The 19431-nt window shown below is 70.0% G+C and carries 11 protein-coding genes; 4 read left to right on the top strand and 7 right to left on the bottom strand.

Annotation, left to right across the window (positions count from 1 at the left end; translation table 11 throughout):
* Positions 1-54 precede the first annotated feature (54 nt).
* Both ACLU3S_RS12570 and ACLU3S_RS12565 read right to left on the bottom strand, forming a co-directional pair.
* On the bottom strand, positions 55-336 hold the full coding sequence (locus tag ACLU3S_RS12570) for a DUF6881 domain-containing protein (protein ID WP_413951865.1): 282 nt from the start codon (positions 334-336) through the stop codon (positions 55-57).
* A 2-nt stretch (positions 337-338) separates the two neighbouring features.
* A complete protein-coding gene (locus tag ACLU3S_RS12565) occupies positions 339-7319 on the bottom strand; it encodes an HYD1 signature containing ADP-ribosyltransferase family protein (RefSeq protein WP_413951864.1) in 6981 nt (2326 codons plus the stop codon).
* A gap of 512 nt (positions 7320-7831) precedes the next feature.
* On the opposite strand from ACLU3S_RS12565, the gene ACLU3S_RS12560 reads away from it, so the two are divergent.
* The gene (locus ACLU3S_RS12560; protein WP_413951863.1) at positions 7832-11881 is read left to right on the top strand and encodes a hypothetical protein; all 4050 of its coding nucleotides are present in this window, start codon (positions 7832-7834) and stop codon (positions 11879-11881) included.
* A 64-nt stretch (positions 11882-11945) separates the two neighbouring features.
* On the opposite strand, the gene ACLU3S_RS12555 is transcribed toward ACLU3S_RS12560, so the two are convergent.
* The gene (locus tag ACLU3S_RS12555) at positions 11946-12062 is read right to left on the bottom strand and encodes a DUF397 domain-containing protein (protein WP_413951862.1); all 117 of its coding nucleotides are present in this window, start codon (positions 12060-12062) and stop codon (positions 11946-11948) included.
* A 10-nt stretch (positions 12063-12072) separates the two neighbouring features.
* Positions 12073-12951, bottom strand: a complete 879-nt coding sequence (locus ACLU3S_RS12550; protein ID WP_413951861.1) for a helix-turn-helix domain-containing protein — start codon at positions 12949-12951, stop codon at positions 12073-12075.
* A gap of 74 nt (positions 12952-13025) precedes the next feature.
* Here ACLU3S_RS12550 and ACLU3S_RS12545 point away from each other — a divergent pair, with 74 nt between their 5' ends.
* A complete protein-coding gene (locus ACLU3S_RS12545; protein WP_413951860.1) occupies positions 13026-14267 on the top strand; it encodes an amidohydrolase in 1242 nt (413 codons plus the stop codon).
* 15 nt (positions 14268-14282) lie between these two features.
* On the opposite strand, the gene ACLU3S_RS12540 is transcribed toward ACLU3S_RS12545, so the two are convergent.
* Both ACLU3S_RS12540 and ACLU3S_RS12535 read right to left on the bottom strand, forming a co-directional pair.
* Positions 14283-15518 (bottom strand): hypothetical protein, encoded by a 1236-nt coding sequence (locus ACLU3S_RS12540; RefSeq protein ID WP_413951859.1) that lies wholly within the window; start codon positions 15516-15518, stop codon positions 14283-14285.
* 85 nt (positions 15519-15603) lie between these two features.
* Complete coding sequence (locus ACLU3S_RS12535) at positions 15604-16785, bottom strand: PP2C family protein-serine/threonine phosphatase (protein WP_413951858.1); 1182 nt, start codon at positions 16783-16785, stop codon at positions 15604-15606.
* Positions 16786-16928: 143 nt separating this feature from the next.
* Here ACLU3S_RS12535 and ACLU3S_RS12530 point away from each other — a divergent pair, with 143 nt between their 5' ends.
* Positions 16929-17411: a hypothetical protein gene (locus ACLU3S_RS12530; RefSeq protein WP_413951857.1), complete on the top strand. Its 483-nt coding sequence runs from the start codon at positions 16929-16931 to the stop codon at positions 17409-17411.
* 298 nt (positions 17412-17709) lie between these two features.
* Positions 17710-18648, top strand: coding sequence for a hypothetical protein (locus tag ACLU3S_RS12525; protein ID WP_413951856.1), 939 nt, complete (start codon positions 17710-17712; stop codon positions 18646-18648).
* On the opposite strand, the gene ACLU3S_RS12520 is transcribed toward ACLU3S_RS12525, so the two are convergent.
* Positions 18536-19431, bottom strand: an 896-nt coding sequence (locus ACLU3S_RS12520; RefSeq protein ID WP_413951855.1) for an aminotransferase class I/II-fold pyridoxal phosphate-dependent enzyme, incomplete at its 5' end; no start/stop codon positions are given. The two genes, ACLU3S_RS12525 and ACLU3S_RS12520, sit on opposite strands and share 113 nt — an antisense overlap.

Raw genomic sequence — 19431 nt, 5'->3', positions numbered from 1 at the left:
GAATGGAAGCGCTTCTTACGCTCTGGCGCGCCACAAGACAAAATCAGCGGCGCGTCAGAAGTTCGCGTGCGCCTCGTTCCATGCGCGCTCGAACTCTTCCGGAGTAATCACTTGGGCAGTGAATTCCGGTTGACTGGAAATTTCCTCCAGCGGCGGGAAAGGGATTTCCGAGAGGCCGACAGTTGCAGTTTCGAAACTCTCGTCCGCCCATTCGGATCGACCGTCCCGATAGAACTGTACCTTCCGAGTTTCATACCCGTCGTCGCCGAGCTCGCTGAGATAGAGCACAGGATCATCAGCGAAGTCGTGAACCCATGCGACCTTGACGTACCTCACCTCTAGTTCCTTCCAGAGCTAAGGATGCGGCCGGTTAGATCGAGTGACCCGCTGTTTGGGATCACGAACACTCCTGGCCTTCCTTCCACTACGTCTAGCCCTCTGACGTCGATTTCGATGTAGTGAGTGAACTTACGTCCAGCCCAGGGGACCCGCAAGAAAGCTGCTGAGAGCTGTCCAAGTGTCTTCGTCCCGGGCTTGATGTCCGTCAGGTACTGGCCATCTCCATAGCGAGCATCCTTCGGATTGTTCGCCTTCAGGGAAGGTCTCATCTCGCCACTCGAAATAATTCCGTCGTGCCCCGCTTCATTCGTGTAGTGGTAGAGACTTTGCGGCCCCTCAGAGGCAGCCTCCGCGGCCTCACCACAGTTATGCACGAGTACCGGCGTGGCACCCGCCAGCACATAGTACGTATGCAGGTTCCCGACGGTGAGGTCGTACGTCGTCCTGTGCTGGTGGAAGTTGTGGACCGCGCTGACGAGGACCGTCGTGCCGTCGGGCTGGCGGAGCCTGGTGCCGGGGGTGAGGTCGTGGGCGTCGGTCCAGCGGTGGTGGCCGGCGTCCCAGAAGGGGTGGTGCCAGGTCGTGGTGAGGGTGTGGGCGTGGTGCTTGCGGGTGTGGGGCGGGCCGCGGACCGGGGTGGTGTCCAGGGTGAGGGTCGTGAAGTCGCGGTCCGTCTTGGTGACGATGACGTTCTGGACCTTTTCCGGTGCGGTGACGCCGGTCTGGGGATCGGTCGCGAGGACGGTGTCGCCCGTCTTGATGTGGCCGATCGGTTTGGATGAGCCGTCGGCCAGGCGTACCGCCGTGCCGGGGACGAAGCTGTGCACGCTGCAGCCGATGGCTTCCGTGCCGGCGCTCTCGGCTTCTCTGGCCTCCGCCAGTGCGCGTTCGGTGTCGAGGACGCCGTCGGCGATCTTTGCCGCTTCCTCGGCGTCCTTGACCGCGGTGTAGGCGCGGTCAAGAGCGCGCCAGACCTTGAAGGCCTCGATACCGACCTTGATGGCCTTGAAGACCTTGCCCCAGGGGACGGCGGTCAGGGCGGTGTTGACGCAGCCCATGACGTCGCCCTTGGTGAAGCAGTTGTAGGCGTCGGTGAGGCCGATGACGTCGGCCACCAGGCTGAGGATGCGGTTCTTGAGGCCGGATGCCTGCTTCTTCGCGGCGGCGACTGCCGCATCCGCGGTGGCCTTGGCCCGTGCCGCTGCGCGGGCTTCGGCCTGCTGGTCCTTCTGGGTGTTGCCGTTGCCGCCGTTGGCTCCCTCACCCTGCCCGAGGCGGTGACCGTCGGTGCAGTTGCCGTGGTGGCAGTAGACCGGATTCGAGCCGCCGGGGTCGACCGGGCCCGTGTCGACGTAGCGCTTCGGGTTGCTCTTGCTGGTGCCGGTCCCGCCGATGGGGTAGCCGACGCCGCACTGGTCTGCCATGCACAGGCCGGAGGGATCAGAGCTGGTGACGGGGGTGTCGTCGGCGTAGTCGTAGGCGTTCCAGGACTGCGGGTCGCCGGTGTCCAGCAGGGGATCTGGGGCCAGGAAGCGGCCGATGGACGGGTCGTATTCGCGGGCGCCGAGGTTGGTCAGGCCGGTGTTGTCGTCCTGGGTACCGCCGACGTATCCGCGCTGGCCTGCGGTCCAGGCGCCTGTCTGGTCGCGTTCCTCGCCGAACGGCTTGTACTGGCGGCGGGTGACGGCCTGGGTCTGGGCGTCGATGGCCAGGGTTCCGGTGCCCTGGCGGTCCGGGATCAGGTAGGTGAAGTGGCCGTCGGAGGAATGGGTGGCCACGGTTTCGCCCGCGAGGGAGATGTAGCGCACACCGTCGGCGCTGGAGGCGCCCTTCTTGACGGTGAGCTCCTCGTCACCCGTGTAGAGAGTGGTGCCATCAGGACTGCGGCGGATCAGCAGACTGCCGTCGGCGTCGTAGAGGTACTTGGTGTCGCCGGCGCTGCCCGTCGAGGACAGGTCGGCGAGCTTGCCCTCGTCGTCGTACGTGAACGTGTCGGTACCCGCGCGCGTGGTGCGGGTCAGGACGTTGCCGTCCTCGTCGTAGGTGTAGGTGTTGGTGGTACTGGCGGTCGGATCGCCGGGGGTGACCTTGTCGACCTGGGCGACGGCATGCGCCGGGCCCTTGCCCGCGGTGAACGGGGTGTAGGTGGCGGTGGTGTCGTGGGACGTGTCGCCGGAAGGATCGTGGTCGACCTGGGTCTGACGCGCGCCGGTGTCGTCGTAGGTCCAGCTCTGCCAGTACGGGTTCGGCCCGCCCACGGTGGACGAGCCGCCCGGCGCAGGCGTGGCGGCGCAGTCGTCGGTGGCCGTCCAGGCCGCCTTCAGGCGCTGCGCCCAGTCGTAGCTGAAGCACTGGGTGTCGGTCTGGCCGGTCTCCAGCTTGTCGGAGATCTTGGTGACGTTGCCGGAGGGCTGGTAGGCGTACTGGGTCTGGTCGGCGATCGCGTGGCCGGACTGGGTGACGGTGGTGGAGCCGAGCAGACGGTGGGTCTGGTCGTCGTAACTGAGGGTCTGCTGAGCGAAGTTGCCCGACGTGCCGTAGGTGTACTGCTGCGGCTCGTCGAACTCCGTGTAGGTCAGGCCGCTGACGTACGCCCAGCCGTTGGTGTCGCCTCCCACGCCGATGGGGCGGTCGTAGGCGTCGTAGGTGTAGGAGACCGTCTCCTCGGGCAGCGCGACGGTGGTCGGGTCCTGGTCGGTGTACGACTTGAGTGTGCCGGTGAGGTTGTACCTGTTCTGATGGATGTAGGTACCGGCCAGCGCACCCTCGGACGAGGGCACGACCAGCTCGGTGGCCTGCACCCAGCCGTGGCTGTCGTAGCCGAGCACCTTGCTGGTGTACGCGGTGCCGCTGGTGCCGCCGACGTACCGGGTGGACGAGGTGGGCTTGCCCTTTTTCAGCGTGTCGTAGGTCCAGGCGGCCAGTTCGTTGCCAGGCGCGGGGTCGACACCGCCGGTGGTGTCGTACTCGGCCGTCTTGCGGCCCATCTCGTCGTACGCGTAGCTGATGGTCTTGCCGCGGTTGTCCGTGGTGGTCAGCAGCTGACCCGCGTTGTCGTAGGTGGAGCTGGACGAGCCCGTGTCGGGGTCGGTCTGCGACGTGCGGCGGCCCAGCAGGTCGTAGTGGCTGCTCCAGGTGTGGCCGCGGCCGTCGTCCTGCCCGATCTGGTGGCCGGCGGCGTCGTAGCTGTAGGTGACGGTGTCCGCGGCCCCGGTGGGGGTGCTGCCGTGGTAGCGCAGCAGCTTGACCGTCTGGCCGCGTGCGTCGGTGTACGTGGTGGTGGGTGTGTCACCGTCCGGCGGTGTGACGTCCACGCGGTCGGAGCCGGGATAGGCGGTGGTCGTGCGCCAGGTCTCCGATGCGAAGTGGTAGGCGATCGAAGCGGTCGGACGACCGGCGCCGTCGTAGACGGTGGCGGTCTGGGAGGGGGTCTCGTTGTCGGGCGCGGCCACCAGCGTGCCGGAGGGGGCACCGCTGTTGTAGTAGGGGTCGGAGCTGCTCACGGCCCAGCCGTGGCTGTCGTAGACCGTGTCGGTGATGACCCGGCCGCCGTCCGCCGTCGACGTCTGCGTCTCCCGCGGGCGCAGCATCGCGTCGTAGATCGAGATGGAGGTGCGGTAGGCGTTGTTGTCGAGCAGGGTCTGCGTGGTGACCGTCGACGGCACCTTCGGATCGAGGTCGTAGCTGTACTTGGTGTTGGGGTTGTTGCTGGTCGAAAAGCCCGGCTCCCACACCGCGGTGAGCCGGCCCAGCGGGTCGTAGCTGCTGGTGGTCGAGTAGCCCGCCGCGTCCGTGGTCTTCAGGTCCAGGCCACGCGCCGGATCCAGGGTGGTCGTCGTGCTGAAGCCCGCGCTCTGGCCGGTGACCTTGGGCTGGGTGACCTTGATGGAGGTCGGTGCGGCGCCGGTGGCAGGGGTGTAGGTCGTGGTGGTGGTGCGGTTGTCCGCGTCGGTCGCGGTGAGTTCGCGGCCGTAGGAGTCGTAGGTGTTCTTCAGCGCGGTGATGTAGTGCACCGTGCCGTCGCTGTCGACCGAGTCGGCCTTCTGCACCATGGTCACGTCGCCCTTGGTGGGAGGCGCGGTGTTGTCGGTGGAGTTGTCGAAGAAGGTCAGGTCGTCACTGATCAGGTCGTCCGGGTACTTCGGCGTGGCGGAGCACGAGACGGCGACCTGCTGGACCCTGCGCGGGGCGGGCAGGGTGTTGCCCGAGGCATCCTGGGCGTACCAGGTACGGGTGCACTTGTCGTCCGCGGTGGTGGAGGTGTCACCGCGGTCGTCGACCGCCTTCGGCAGGCCAGTGGCTTCGTCGATGGTGTAGTCGGTCTCGGTGGTGCGCTGGGTACCGTCCGCCTTGGTGGTGATGGCACGGCTGCGCTGGATGTTGACGCGGCGGGCGACCAGGGCGTCCAGGCCCGCCTTCGTACGCGACTGCGTCGCGGTGGCCGGTGAGCTCCAGGGATCGGAGATCTCGTCGGACAGCAGGGCGCCGCCGTCCCCGTTGTACCCCTCGGTCTCGAAAGGCTGGCCCGCCAGCCAGTCCGAGTCCTTCTGGGGGTCGTCGCCGGCGCGGTCGTTGAGGGTGACGCTGCGTGTGCCGGAGGAGGTCTTGTCGCCATCCATGCCGCGGAAGTACGTCTGCCGCGACAGCGTGATCCTCTCCGGCGAGGTGCCGGTTCGCGTCTCCACCGTGCCGTAGCCGCGCCACTGGTTCCAGGTGCGGTACTTGGCCTGCGTGAGCGGGTCGTCGTTGAAGTGCCAGGCCGGGTCGCCGATGTACGCGTAGGAGGTCTGGACGGGCAGGCCGTGTGCGGTCGGGTCCTGTGTGGTCACCGAGTTGACGACGAACTTGTTGAACCAGTCCAGTTGGGGGGAGGTCTGCCCCGGCGGGGTCCAGTACGACGGGTAACAGCGGTAGGTGTTGTTGTCCTCGCTGGACGGCAGCACCGTGGTGCCCTGCCGGTGGCACTGGGGACCCGAATAGTTGACGGTGATCACCTCCCCGGACTCGGTGGTCACGGTGGTCAACCGGTATCGGGTGATCGGCTGGTAGCCGTCCAGGCCGTCGACCCTGTTGGCGAGCGCCTGCCCGGCGAAGCTGACCGGAGGCAGGGACAGGCTTCCGCCGTCCTTGCCGGTGTGGGTGATGGACTGCAGCCACAGGGACGGCGTGGTGGTGTCCCCCGTGGCGGGGAAGGTGTGGGTCAGCGACCAGGCGTCGACGTCCTGGTAGGCGGTGCCCACCAGGATCTGGGTGCGGATGCCGGTCAGGCGCTTGGTGGTGAAGAAGGCCGGCCCGTGGTTGCCGCAGCTGCCCGTCGAGGCACAGGTCTGGTCGACGGGGACGTCGGGCCAGTGCGAGGCGTTGGCCGTCGTCATCTTCGAGGAGGCGCAGTCGAAGCTGGAGTCGGGCAGGCAGCGTTCGGAGGTGTCGAAGAAGACCTGGGCGGCGGCCGGCGCGGTGGAGTCGTAGACCTTGCCCGCCAGCTGGCCGTACTGGATCTTGGCGAGGTAGCCGCCGCGGGTGTAAGGGGTGGCGGTGGTGGCGTCGTCACGGCCGTAGTAGCCGGTCTCCGGCGTGTACCAGTAGCTCATGGCGTTGCCGTGGGTGTCGACGACGTAGTCGAGGTTCCACCGGTAGCCCTGCTGGCACCAGGAGGCGGCGAAGGTGGAGGCGTGGCACGGCTCGCCCGTGTCGTTGCCGTACACGGGGGTGGTGAACACCGAGTTGGTGGTGGCGTTGCCCGTGGCCCAGCCGGGCAGCCGGTTCAGGCCGAAGTAGTACCGGGTGCCGTCGGCGGTGGTGACGACGAAGTACTCGTGGTCGTTGTCGTCGTTGACCGTGTCGGTCTTGATCTCGACCTTTTCGCCGTTGTCGTCCTGTGGGTGCCAGGTGCCGGTCTTGTCGTCGTGGACGAGGGTGTTGGACGAGCCGCCCAGCGAGAGGGTGAGCGTCTGAGCGGTGTCCGACCAGCACTCGTCGGAGGTTTTCGGCGTGCCGTTCGCCGCGTCGTCGGAGCAGGCCGGGTAGCTGCGCTCGACGAAGCCCGGCGAGTAGTCCCAGCCGTCGCCGATCCAGGAGGACTGGGCGTTCGTGGAGGAGGTGCGCCCGTCCACGCTCTGCGAGTTGTAGCTCAGGGCAACGCTCGGAGCCAGACCGCCGGGGACGTCGGGCACGGTGATGGGGTACGAGTACGCGAAGGCGCCGCTGGAGCCACCGGCCGACCACTGACCGGAGGGCGCCAGCGAGGTCGCCCCGTAGTTGCCGCCGCCGCCAGAGGCCCCGGCCACTGCGGCAAGGACCATCGGCTGGGCCGCAGCGGCTTGTTGCGTACTGGCGCGGGCCGGCAGCGCGAGGTCGGCGGAGACGGTCCGGCCCTTGGCGTCGTTGGTGGAGGCCAGTGGAACCTGCGTACGGCACGCGGCCTTGTCGGGGGTGGTCAGCGCACAGGCCGGCAACCGCACCAGGTGCAGTCGGCCCGACCAGTCACCGCCGTACGCGTCCTTGAACGCCGAGTAGTCCAGGCTGATTCGAGCGCTGCCGCCGGCAGTCCTGGTGTCCGGCTGAACCGTGAGGAGCACGCCGCGCAGCCCGAGCTTCTGTGCGGCCTTCTGGCCCGGCATGCGCACATGCAGCTCGGTGCCCGAGGGCGCGCGGTGCTTGCCCTTGGATGCCTTCAAAGAGACCGGCAGATGGCCGGCGCGCTCGGCCTGAGCACCGTGGGCAGGCACGGCTGCGTCGCCGGCGCCCGCCGCGGGCCAGGTCGTGTGCGCCTTCTTGAGGTTCCAGCGGGCCATGCGCGGTACTGCGGCATGTCTGCCCCTGACCAGCGTCACCGGGACCGAGTGTTCCTTTTTCAGTTTCACCAGGTAGTCGGGGCGGTGGACCGCGGCGAGTGCCGCCTGCGGTGCGATGACACCCGCCATGAGTCCGAGCGCGGTGATGACGGCGATCCACAAGCCGGGAACCCTGCGTATCCGCATAGCTCTTGCGTAAATCCGGCACGGCGAATTCCGACGCACTCCGCCCCCCCAATTCAGCGTGACTGCCGAGGAGATATTCGATCAGGGCGGAGCCGACTTTCACAGAGCCTCCACAGTATTGATCATGCATAGGAATCACCATGAAAGGGCTTTGGAACAATCAAGAAAGGGCAGATGTGGCTTGAATTCGTCCATGGACTTACGCGACTGGTCAAGAAAGCCGCCAACGGCCGGAGTAGCAGCAAATCACCCATAATTCGCATTGGTCAAGCGGATAGGCAGGGCAGCGAGGTTTCAGCCACCTGTTGTCTCTTTGGCGCACTCACGGGTAGCCTCCCGATGCCTATCGGCTCTTTTCTGATCGGACGTAAACTGGGGGGCAGATGTCCGGCCTTTTTCGCCCGCGCCATGCGAACGGACCATTCAAAAAGAAACCGCGAATACCTGGCCGGCTGGTGGTCACGGCCGCCGTCTGCGCGGTCACGCTGTCTCTGGCGCCCGCCGTACCGGCCATGGCTGACGGAGGTGGTACGTCGCCCGTCTCCACGCCGGCGCCGCCCCTGCCCCAGTCCCGTCCCGACGGCCCCCTGGGCACCACACGTCCGGCGGACGACTCAGGTCTGACCAAGGACCAGCAGGCGGAACTGGCAGCCGCTCAGAGCAAGGCCGCAGCCACCGGCAGTCCAGTGCAGGTGGCAGCGCTGACCACCGAGACCGCCACCGTCCAGGCCAACCCGTCGGGCACCGTAACCTGGACAACCAACCTGCTGCCCGAGCGTGTCCGCAAGGACGACGCGTGGACACCCGTCGACGCCACCCTGCAGCAGAACGACGACGGCAGCTACAGCCCCAAGGCATCCGCGGAGCCTCTGTCCTTCTCCGGCGGCGGCACCACGCCGCTGGTGTCCATGGCGAGCGGCAAGGCGCAACTCGACTTCTCCTGGCCCCAGGCGCTGCCCAGACCGATCGTCTCCGGTGCCACGATCACCTATCCCGGCGTTCTCAAGGACGTGGATCTCCAGCTGACGGCGAACACCCTCGGTGGGTTCTCCGAGCTGATCGTCGTCAAGACGGCCGAGGCGGCCGTCGATCCCGCCCTGGCGACGCTGAAACTGACCACGCGTGCCACGGGAGTGACCGTCTCCGACGACGGCCACGACAACCTGCAGGCCGCCACGCCGGAGGGGCAGGTGATGTTCAGTGCCCCTCAGCCCCTGATGTGGGACTCCTCCACCGGCGGTACCACCACCCAACTGGCTGCTACGTCCCACGACACGGTCGGCTCAGCGCCCGCCGACACGGACGGCGGTGCGTCCGGACCGGGCATCGGAGCCCAGGTCGCCCATGTCGCGGATGACGTCAGCGGGAACACGCTGTCCCTGACGCCCGACCAGAAGCTGCTTGCAGATCCCGCCACCCACTACCCCGTCTACATCGATCCCAGCTGGAACCCGCACTACGCCACCGGCAGCAAACAGCACTACGTCGAGACGCAGCAGGGTTGCCCGTCGGCGAAGAACTACGACTCCACCCAGTACGGCGACCCCGGTGTCGGCTACAACAGCTGGTCCGGGTGCATCGGCACCGAACGCTCCTACTTCCAGCTCGGCATCCCATCCTCGGTCTGGGGCACCCACATCGTGTCCGCCACGGTGAACGTCAAGGAGAACTACTCGGCCAGCTGCAGCCTCTCCTCCGACGTCAAGCTGTATCTCAGCGGTGCCATCGGTTCCGGCACCACCTGGAACAACAAGCCGAGCCTGTCGAGCTACCTGGCGAGCAAGAGCTTCGGTCCCGCCTGCAGCAGCGAGCCCTCCGGCGGCTTCTCCGTCACCTCGACGATCGCCAAGAAGGCCGCCGCAAAGGACTCCAACTGGACCTTCGCCCTGGTCAACAGCCAGCAAGGCAGTGGAGACGGCAACTACTTCAAGCGGTTCGCCAACAACCCGTCCATGTCGATCGAGTACAACCACATCCCCGGCAAGCCGAGCAGCCTGGCCGCCAAGTTCGGCACGCACTCGGTCGGCTGCGGAACCTCCAGCCCCTACCCCGTGATCGGCAAGACACTGGTCACCACGCCGCCCACGCTCAACGCCGTGGTCAGCGACGGCGACAAGGACGCCTTGGCGGCGACCTACAAGTACTGGGTCAACGGAGGCACCTCCACCACGACCACCAGTGCCACCGTGGCCAGTGGGCAGAACGCTCCCAAGCAGCTGTCCTCCTCGTTCATGAGCGGGCTGAAGACCGGTGACACGGTGGGCTGGAACGTCACCTCCAGCGACGGCAAGGACACCAGCGCCACCTCTTCCACCTGCCACTTCACCGTCGACCTCACCGCCCCGGCAGAGCCGACGGTCCAGGACAAGGACGGCCTCTACCCGGAGGACTCCGCCGGCATCACCGCGGCGGGCACTCCAGGCCACTTCACTCTCAGCACCAACAGCGCCACCAAGTTCCTCTACAACCTGGACGTCAGCCCGCCCACGTCCAGCACGCCGAGCTCCGAGGTCGTCACGGCCTCCGGCAACACCGCGACGATCTCCGTCACCCCCGCCGCCCCGGGGACACACACGCTCTACGTCTACGCGGTCGACTCCGCCGGGAACGTCTCCGCCCAGCAGCAGTACCACTTCACCGCCCTCGGCCATCCCGGCAAGACCTATGCCAGCCTCAAGGACGCGTTCGACAACACCGCCGTCACCGACAATGACAACCAGGCAGCGGGCGACGCCGACGGCGTCGGGGCGACCATGTCACTGCAGGATCTCAAGGCGGCGGGCTGGCAACCCGGCGGCAGGATCACCGTGGACGGCGCCACGTTCACCCTGCCGAGCTTCGGGGCCTCCTCGGGCGACAACGTCATGGCCGCCAACCAGACGATCCAGATGAGCGGCAGCGGCCGTGCCCTCGTCTTCCTCGGTTTCTCCACCTACGGGTTCGTCAGTTCGCAACGCGCCGAGGACGACTACTCCAGCCCCGTCGTCCCGGACGGGACCTCCGTCAGCGGAACGGAATGCACCCTGGGCAACGGGCAGTACGAGGACTGCAGGGCCGGTGGACCCTACGGCTCCGTCACCTACGCCGACGGCAGCACCTCGGCCTACCACCTGACCGTCCCCGACTGGGTGTACGGCTCCAACGCCCTGGCCGCCGTCACGCTCCCCCACCGCAACCACACCAGCGGCACCCAGGAGACCCGCAGCACCAACATCTACGCCTTCGCGGTCCCTCTCAAGGCGGGTGCCTCGATCAGCTCCGTCACCCTGCCGGACCTCAGCGACACCGCCCGGCAGGACGTCCCGGGGCTGCACCTCTTCGCCATGGCCGTCCGTGACACCGGCACCGCACCCGGCGGCGCCCAGTGGACAGGCGCGTGGAGCTCTCCCAACGAGGGCGCGTTCAACTTCGAGAACACCGACTACAAGAACCAGACCTTCCGCATCGCGGCGAACCCGAGCGTGGCCGGTTCCAGCGTCCGCATCCGGCTGTCCAATGCGCTCGGCCGCACCCCGCTGACCATCGACCACACCACCATCGCCACCCAGTCCTCTGGAGCCGCCCCCACCGGAACCCCCGCTGACCTCACTTTCAACGGAGGCAGCAAAACGGTGACCATTCCCGCCGGTGGCGAGATCTACAGCGATCCGACCGCCTACGCCGCCACGCCCAGCAAGCGCGTCCTGATCAGCCTGCACCTCGTCAACGACACGCCCTACCTCGTCCAGCACAGCTGGGCCACCGCGGCCACGCAATGGGTCAGCGCCGTCGGATCGGGCGATCACACGGCGGACACCGCGACCACCGCCTTCAGCGGTACCGGCGTGCAGTGGGGTGAGTTCACGGACATCCTCACGGGCATCGACGTCGTCACCAGCGGCAACCAGCCCACCGTGGCCGTACTCGGCGACAACCTCATCGACCCCTTCGCCGACGGAACGAAACCCGGCCTCACGACTCCCCGTATCTCCGACTACCTCGCCACCGCGCTGAGAACCAACAGCCAGGGCATTCCCGACTACGGCGTCATCGCCTCCGGCATCGAGAACAACCGCCTCGCCACCGAGCAGTCCCAGGGCGGACCGGCCGTGCTGACACGGCTGGACCGAGACGTCCTCGCCGAACCCGGCGTCACCACCGTGGTCGTCGACCAGGGGTTGAAGGACATCCTTGCCGGGAGCGACGACACGGACCTCGCGCTGGCATACGGCCAACTGCTGGATCAACTGCGCGGGTGGGGCATCAAGGTCGTCCTCACCACCCTCACCCCCTGCCAGGGCTACAGCCCCTGCACCACGGACAAGGACACCGACCGGACCGAGACCAACACCTGGATCACCGACCAGACCGACTACAGCACCCCCACGGTCACCTATCTGGACGCCGAATCAACGGTGGCCGTCCCCGACGCCACGAGCACGGCAGACCCCGCACCCCTGATTCTGGACACCGACGCGGCACCCGACGACTACGACGCCGGCGACCACGTCAACCTCACCGCCGACGCCTACAACGCCATTGCCGGCGGCATCGACCTGACGACCCTCGGACCCGACAACTGACCGAACTGCGGCACACGGCGCCCCCGCAGGCCCACGGCCACGCGGGGGCGCCGTCCTGTCGGCGCTATGCCGTGGTCACGTACCTCACGAACGCCGCGAACGCCTCCGGCGCGAGGGTGAGGGCGCCGTGGCCGGGGTTCTTGGAGTCGCGGACGGCTACGAGGGTGGGGAGGTCGGCCACCTCGACGCAGTCACCTCCGGTGTTGCCGCTGTACGAGGACTTGCGCCACCGCACGTTCGTCAGGTCCGGGTGTATGCGCATAGTGTTCCTCCATCACGCGGGTGATCAGAGCCGCCGAGTCCTCCACGGAGAGGGCGGAGGCCTGCAGGTGAGCGTAACGAAGGCTCGCCTCCCGGAGGGTGTCCGGGTTGGCCGTCATGTGTCCCGAGATCAGGTCCTCGGTGTAGACGATGTCCGGGTGTTCGGCGAAGCGCAGGAAGTTGAACGACCCGATGAGGCTGGCATGTTCACCCGCCTCGAACGGCAACACCTGGATGCGCACCCACTTGTGATCCCGGAAGTTCAGCAGGCGGGCGAGTTGCTCCCGCATGATCTCCGGGCTGCCGACGGGTCTGCGAAGGGCTGCCTCGTCCAGGACGACCCAGGTCAACGGCGGCTGCTCGCGAGCCAGGATACGTTGACGCTCCATGCGGGCCGCCACCAGTTCATCGAGTCTGTCCGGCATGCCCGTTGCCAGCACGGCACGCGCGTACGCCTCGGTCTGCAACAGGCCGTAGACCATCTGTGCCTGGTACGTCGAGATATACGCCGCCTTCGCCTCCATCTCCGCGTAGGGCTGGAACCAGCTCGGCAACTGACTCCGCAACACCAGCCCCACCAACCGCGTGAAGACGCCGTCGGTCATCAGTGCCGCGTCCGCCCGCTCGGCGAACTCTCTGGTCGGGACCTTCAGCGTGGTTTCGATCTGGCCGATGAGGGAGGCGGTGCAGAAGAGGACGGAGCCCAGCTCCTTCTGCGTCAGCCCGGCTTCCTCCCGCTTCCTGCGCAGCTCGTATCCGAAGTAGTCCAACGGCGAGGCACTCGGATCGAGTTCGCGAACGTTCACCATGTAGCCGAGAGTAACGAGACGACCGCGCTCAGGTGGGGCTGTCGGCCAAACCGCCAGGGGCCTACCCTGCGGGCATGACCTCGACCGCCGCCCGCACCGCCCTGGAGCTGACCTCCGACCTCCCGGTCGCGGAGCTGGAGGATCTCTACCGGGACCTGCACCGCCATCCCGAGCTGTCGCTGCACGAGCACCGCACCGCGGGGAAGCTGGCCGGGCGGCTGAAGGGCGCCGGGTTCGAGACCGTCGAGGGGGTCGGCGGCACCGGGGTCGTGGGACGGCTGCGCTCCGGCGACGGGCCGACCGTGTTGCTGCGCGCCGACATGGACGCGCTGCCCGTGCGGGAGGCCACCGGGCTGTCGTACGCCTCGGAGACGAACGGGGTGATGCACGCCTGCGGGCACGATCTGCACGTCACCTGGCTGGCCGGGGCCGCCGAGGCGCTGGCCGCGGGGCGGGACGCCTGGCGGGGGACGCTGCTGGTGGTGGGCCAGCCGGCCGAGGAGACCGGGCAGGGGGCGTCCCGGATGGTCGCGGACGGGCTGTACGAGCGGTTCGGGCGGCCGGACGTGCTGCTCGGGCAGCATGCCGCGCCCGGCCCGGCGGGGCTGTACCCGCACGTCCCGGGACTGATCATGTCCGCCTCGACGGACGTGGACATCGTGGTGCACGGGCGGGGTGGGCACGGTTCCCGGCCGGAGGCCACCGTGGATCCGGTCGTCACCGCCGCCTACCTGGTCACTCGGCTGCAGACCGTGGTGTCGCGCGAGGTCGCCGCCCGCGAGTCCGCCGTACTGACGGTGGGCCGGATCGAGGCGGGCACCCGGCACAACATCATCCCGGACGAGGCGCGCATCGCGCTGAACCTGCGCACCCAGTCCGAGGAGGTCCGGCAGCGGATGCTGGCCGCGATCCGGCGCGTCGCCCGGGGCGAGTGCCTGGCCGCCGGCTGCCCGCGCGAGCCCGACGTCAGTATCGGCAACACCTTCCCGGTGACCGTGAACGACGCGGGCACCGACGCGGCCGTCGCCGCCGTGCACGGCGAGGTGTTCGGCGCGGGCACGGTGTTCGACCCGGGCCCGGCGATGGGCAGCGAGGACTTCCCCGAGCTGGCGCTCGGCTCGATCCCGTACGCGTACTGGTTCGTCACCACCACCCCGGGCGAGGTGTGGGAGCAGGCGCCCGGCGACACCCTCCAGGAGAAGTTCGCGGCCGTGCCGAGCAACCACAGCCCGCACTTCGCGCCCGACCTGTCGACGGTCGCGCCGGGCGTGCGCACGCTGGTCTCGGGCGCCCTGGCGCTGCTGGCGGAGGCCTGAGCCGGCCGGTCGGTTCTACTGGGCGGCGGCCTGGAGCTCGCGCAGGTGCCGCTGGACGTTCTCCAGCGCGCCCCGCCGGCGGCCCGGCACCCGGAGCCGCAACTCCGTGAGTGCGGTCCCGAGTTCGCGCGCCCGGGCGGCGTCCCCGATCCGGCCCCACTGGTGGTGGGCGCGGTCCACGGCGGCCTCCACGGCGGGGGCGTCGGGCGCCTGGCCCGCGGCCAGCCGCACCCCGGCGACCCGGAGCCAGGCCTGGCAGCTGCGCACCGGGTCCCCGGCGAACATCGCGAGGTCGGCCCGCACCTCGGCCCAGTGCAGCGCGTCCTCCGAGGCGGGCCCCTGGGCGCGTACGGCAAACTCCTCGTGGCGTGCGGCGAGCGCGTCGGCCTCGGCGTGCCGGCCCGACCGCACGGCGACGCTGATGGCGGTGTGCGGATCCGCGACGGGCCGCACCGGCGCGACAAGCGCGTCCGCCTCCGCATGCCGGCCCGACCGCACGGCGGCACCGACGGCAGTGTGCGCGTTCACCACGGGCCGAGTGGGCGCGGCAAGCGCCTCGGCCTCCCCAGGGCGGCCCGACCGCACGGCGGCACCGACGGCAGTGTGCGCATCCACCACGGGCCAGGTGGGCGGGGCGAGCAGGATGTTCGTGGCCGCCTCGTCGGCGATGCGGGCCAGCGCCTGACGGTGCAGCTCGTCCAGCGGCGGCCGGTACCCGCTGCGCAGCAGCGTCGCCACGGTCTTCATGTACGTCGGCTCGGCGAGTCCCCGGCGGCCGTGCGGGGGTGCGATGCGACCGTGAACGGTGGCGGTGCGGCCCGAGTCGAGCGGCCGCTCGGCCAGCTGCCGCCACACCTCCGCGTCTGCGTGCAGGTCGACCACGAGGGCGGTCTGCCCGGCCGGGCGCAGCCGCAGTTCCTCGCGGATCCAGTGCCAGGGCAGCGCGGTGTAGCGGACGGTGGCCGCGGTGGTGCGCGCCAGCGCGAGATGCGGCAGCCGCTGGCGGCGGTCCAGGTGCAGCTGGCCGGTGACGTACACGGTGAGCGGGCCGGGCGCGGCCGCGGCGGCCCGCAGCCGGGTGAGCACGGCCTGCGGCTCGACCGGGTCCGCGAGCTCGACGACGTTGGCGGTGTCGGTGCCGGACAGCACGACGGGGGCGACGGCGGCCAGCACCGGCAGCACACCGGCCGCGTCCACCAGGCGTCCCCGGCCCAGCGGCGAGGCCGCGAGCAGCAGCACGGTTCCGGGCATCGTCCCTCCCCCTGTCGAGCCGCGGACCCCCCGCGGATCCGCGCTCCCGCCAGCACCGTAGCCGCTGCGGCCGCGCATCCGCTCCTCAGGACCGCGAACCTCCCGGTTCGGATGTCTCGCCCGCCACCCGTGCCGGCTGCCGCTGCACCCCGATCCGCCGGACCGCGAACACGGTGGTGTCGTCCGCGATCCGGCCGCCGCTGTGCCGCAGCACACCGTCGCGCACCCATCGGACCAGGCGGTGCGGCTGGATGCGGCGCGGGTCGGCGGCGACCGCGCGGGCCACGTCCTCGGCCACCGGGTAGAAGTCCCCGTGGGCGTCGCGCGCCTCGCTCACGCCGTCGGTGACCAGCAGCACGGTCTCGTCGAGGGCGAACGGCACCCGGCGCACCGGTGGCAGACCGCCGCCGAGGTCGGCGAGGCCGAGCGGCAGCCCGTCGCCGCAGGGCAGCTCGCGCACTCCGCGGGGGCCGACCGCGAGCGGCGCCTCGTGGCCGAAGTTGACGACTTCGACCACGTCGGGGGCATCGCGGGGGAAGGCGATCAGCACGGCGGTGGCGAAGCGGTCGGCGTCGTCGCGGCCGATCGCGGTGGTGTGGACGCGGTGGCGGACCATGCGGGTCTCCAGGCGGTCGGCGACGGTCGCCAGATCGCTCTCGTGGTAGCCGGCCTCCCGGAAGGTGCCGAGCAGCGCGGCGGCCGTCTCCACGGCGCCCAGGCCCTTGCCCTGCACATCCCCGACGAGCACGCGGGTGCCGTAAGGACTGGGCTGGATGTCGTAGAAGTCGCCGCCGACCCGGGCGTCCACGTCGGCGGCGAGGTACACGCCCGCGTGTTCCAGGTCGGCCCACTGCGTCGGCAGCGGGCGCAGCACGGTGCGCCGGGTGGTCTCGGCGATGTCCCGGATGTGCAGCATCTGCCGCTCGCGCCGCACCCGCGCCGCCGAGGCCAGGGAGGCGAGGAGGCCGCCGAGGGCCACCAGGACGAAGTCGGCCGTGCCGGCCTGGTACTGGCCGGGCCAGGCGCCGTCGACGGCGATGTACGTGAGCAGCGACAGCACACCGTAGCCGGCCGTCGTCCACACCCCGCAGATCGCGGCGGCGATGCCGGGGACGAGGACGAACCAGGAGGTGATCCGGAACTCCTCGGAGGTGTTGACGTCCAGCAGCACGATCCCGGCGAGCAGCAGCAGCGGCGGGAGCCAGGCGATGCTCCACCCGCGGATCCGCAGCGGCTGCGGGCGCCGTCGGTACTCCTTCTCCGTCACGGCGGCCGGTCCTCCATGCCCCTCAGCGAAACACGGGAGAGATCGGCCCGCATCCGGGCGGGCGTCACGCTCCCGGCCGACTTGCCAGGCCGTGCCCCCAGGTGTGCTCTTGTAGGCGGGGGCGGAGAGAGAGGAGTGCTCTCATGGCTCACGCGGCACCGGCGTCCGGCGGACTGCCCCGGCGCGGACCGGCACCCGAGGTGGAGGCCGGCACCTCCGCGCGCCGCGGCCGCACGCCCGACGTCTTCGACGCCCGCACCCACCGGATCTGCCGGGTGGCGGTCCCCGTCCTGCTCGGCCTGGTCTACGGCTACTGGGTCGCGGCGAACAACCGCTTCGGCGGCCCCATCACCGGCTGGAACCTGCTGCTCGGCTTCGCCAGCGCACTGGTGTTCGCGGTGCTGTCCATGACCCTGCTGGTGCTGGGCCCCCGGATGATACGGGAGGTGCACGCGCTGCTGTGGTCGGCGTTCGTCGGCTGCGCGTTCGGCTTCCTCTACATCCAGAGCGTCACCTCGATCCGGCGGGCCGTACTGGTCGCGCTCCTGATCTCGGCCGGCACCTTCACGGTGTTCTTCTACCGCTACTACACGCACGAGGACGCGTTCGGACGGCGCATCCGCTGATCCCGACCGGTGACGCCGCAGCCGCTGATCCCGAACGGCAGAAGCCGCATCCACTGACCACGACGGCACACGCCGCATCCACTGACACCGACGGCACACGCGGCATCCACTGATCCGACGGGCGGCGGGGAGGCGGCGCACCGGGACGCGGTGCGTGGGCCGCGGCCGGTGGGGCCGGGGCCCACGCACTCCCCGTACCAGGAAACACCCGTCCGCTCCGGGCCGCCTCCCGGCGCCCCGTCCCCCGAATGGCATCGCCCGGCTCGCGCCCCCGCCCTGCGGGCCCTTGCCTGGAAGGGTGCCCACACGTCTCAGGAGCGCCCTGTCGGCCGTACTGATCACCCTCTCCTGTCTCCTCCTGCCCTTCGGAGCACTGGCGGCCTGGGCGGCGTACGGGCTCACCGACACGAGCCGGTACGTCACCACGATGGCCCCGCTCGCCTCCGACCCCGACGTGCGGGAAGCCGTCGCGGACACCGTCGGCGACGACATCCTGCGCGAGGTGGACCGCCACCTCGTGGACGTGCGCCCGCTGCGCGGCTCCGTCCGCTCGTTCGTGCACGACGCCGTGCGCTCCTTCACCCAGACCCAGGCGTTCCGGCTGGCGTGGAACGCCGGCAACCGGGTCACCCACGACGCGGTGCTGCAGGCACTGCGCGACGACCGCAAGGAGGCGGCCGAAGAGCCGGTCACCGTGGACTTCGCCCCGGTGACCGCCCAGGTCAAGCGACAGCTCGCCGAGGACCACATACCGCTGGCCGCACGCATCCCGGTGGAGCACACCGCCGTCGCCGTGCTGCCGGCCGACGACCTGGCCTCGCTCCGAAAGGGGTTCCACGTGCTCGAAGTCGCCGGATTCTGGCTCCCGGTCGCGGCGGCGGCCTTCGCCCTCGCCGGAATCACCCTGGCCGTGCGCCGCCGCCGTGCGGTCACGGCGACCGCGCTGGGCGCCGCCCTGGGCGGCGCGCTGCTCGGGCTGGCGGTGGCGGCCGGACGCAGCCTGACCCTCGCCGACCTGCCCGCCGACGTTCCCCACCCGGCCGCAGGCGCCGTCTACGACGCCCTCACCGGCCCCCTGCGCACCGTCTCCTGGCTGCTGCTCGGCCTGGGCCTCACGGTGGCCCTCACCGTCTGGCTGACCCGCCGCCTGCGGCTGGGCCGCCCCGCGCGACGGCGGCGAGGGTCGCCAGGGCCCGCGCCAGCTCCGGCTCAGGCGCCGACGCGAGCCCGAGTCTGACCGCGTCCGGGGTGCGGCCGGGTCCGACCGAGAACGCCGTGCCCGGCGTGACCGCGATTCCGTGCGCCCGCGCCGCGGCCGTGAAGGTGTCCGCGCGCCACGGCGCGGGCAGCTCCCACCAGGCGAAGTAGGCGGCCGGGTCGGACCGTACGGCGAAGCCGGCCAGCTTCTCGGCGACCAGCCGCTGGCGGCGCGCCGCGTCCCGCCGCTTGGCGGCCACCAGCCGGTCCACGGTGCCGTCGGCGAGCCACCGCACGGCCGCCTCCAGCGCGAAGCCGCCCGCGCTCCACCCGCCGGAGCGGATCGCCCGCGCCACCGCCTCGGTGCGCCCCTCCGGAACGGCCACGAAGCCGACGGTGAGGCCGGGCGCGACCCTCTTGGACAGCCCGTCCACCGCATGGACCAGACCTGGTGCGAGCGCCGCGAGCGGAGGGGCGCCGCTCGGGTGCAGGAAGGCCCAGATCCGGTCCTCGACGACCGGTGTCCCCAACCTGTGGACGACGTCCGCCAGCTCGGCCCGCCGGGCGGCGGACGCCGTCCGCGCGGTCGGGTTGTGCAGGGTCGGCTGGAGGTAGAGGGCGGACAGGGGCGCGGTGCGGTGGGCGGCGGCGACGGACTCGGGCCGGGGCCCCTCCTCGTCCGTGGCGAGCGGCACGAGGACCAGCCCGAGACGGGCCGCGATCTGCTTGACCAGCGGATACGTCAGCGGCTCCACGCCGACCCGGCCGCCGGGCCGCACCAGGGAGGCCAGCGTGGCGGCGATCGCCTGACGGGCGTTGCCGG

Origin of the sequence: Streptomyces sp. AF1A, assembly GCF_047340315.1 — a bacterium.
Lineage (GTDB): Bacteria > Actinomycetota > Actinomycetes > Streptomycetales > Streptomycetaceae > Streptomyces.
This window is presented reverse-complemented; position numbering and strand designations above follow the sequence as displayed.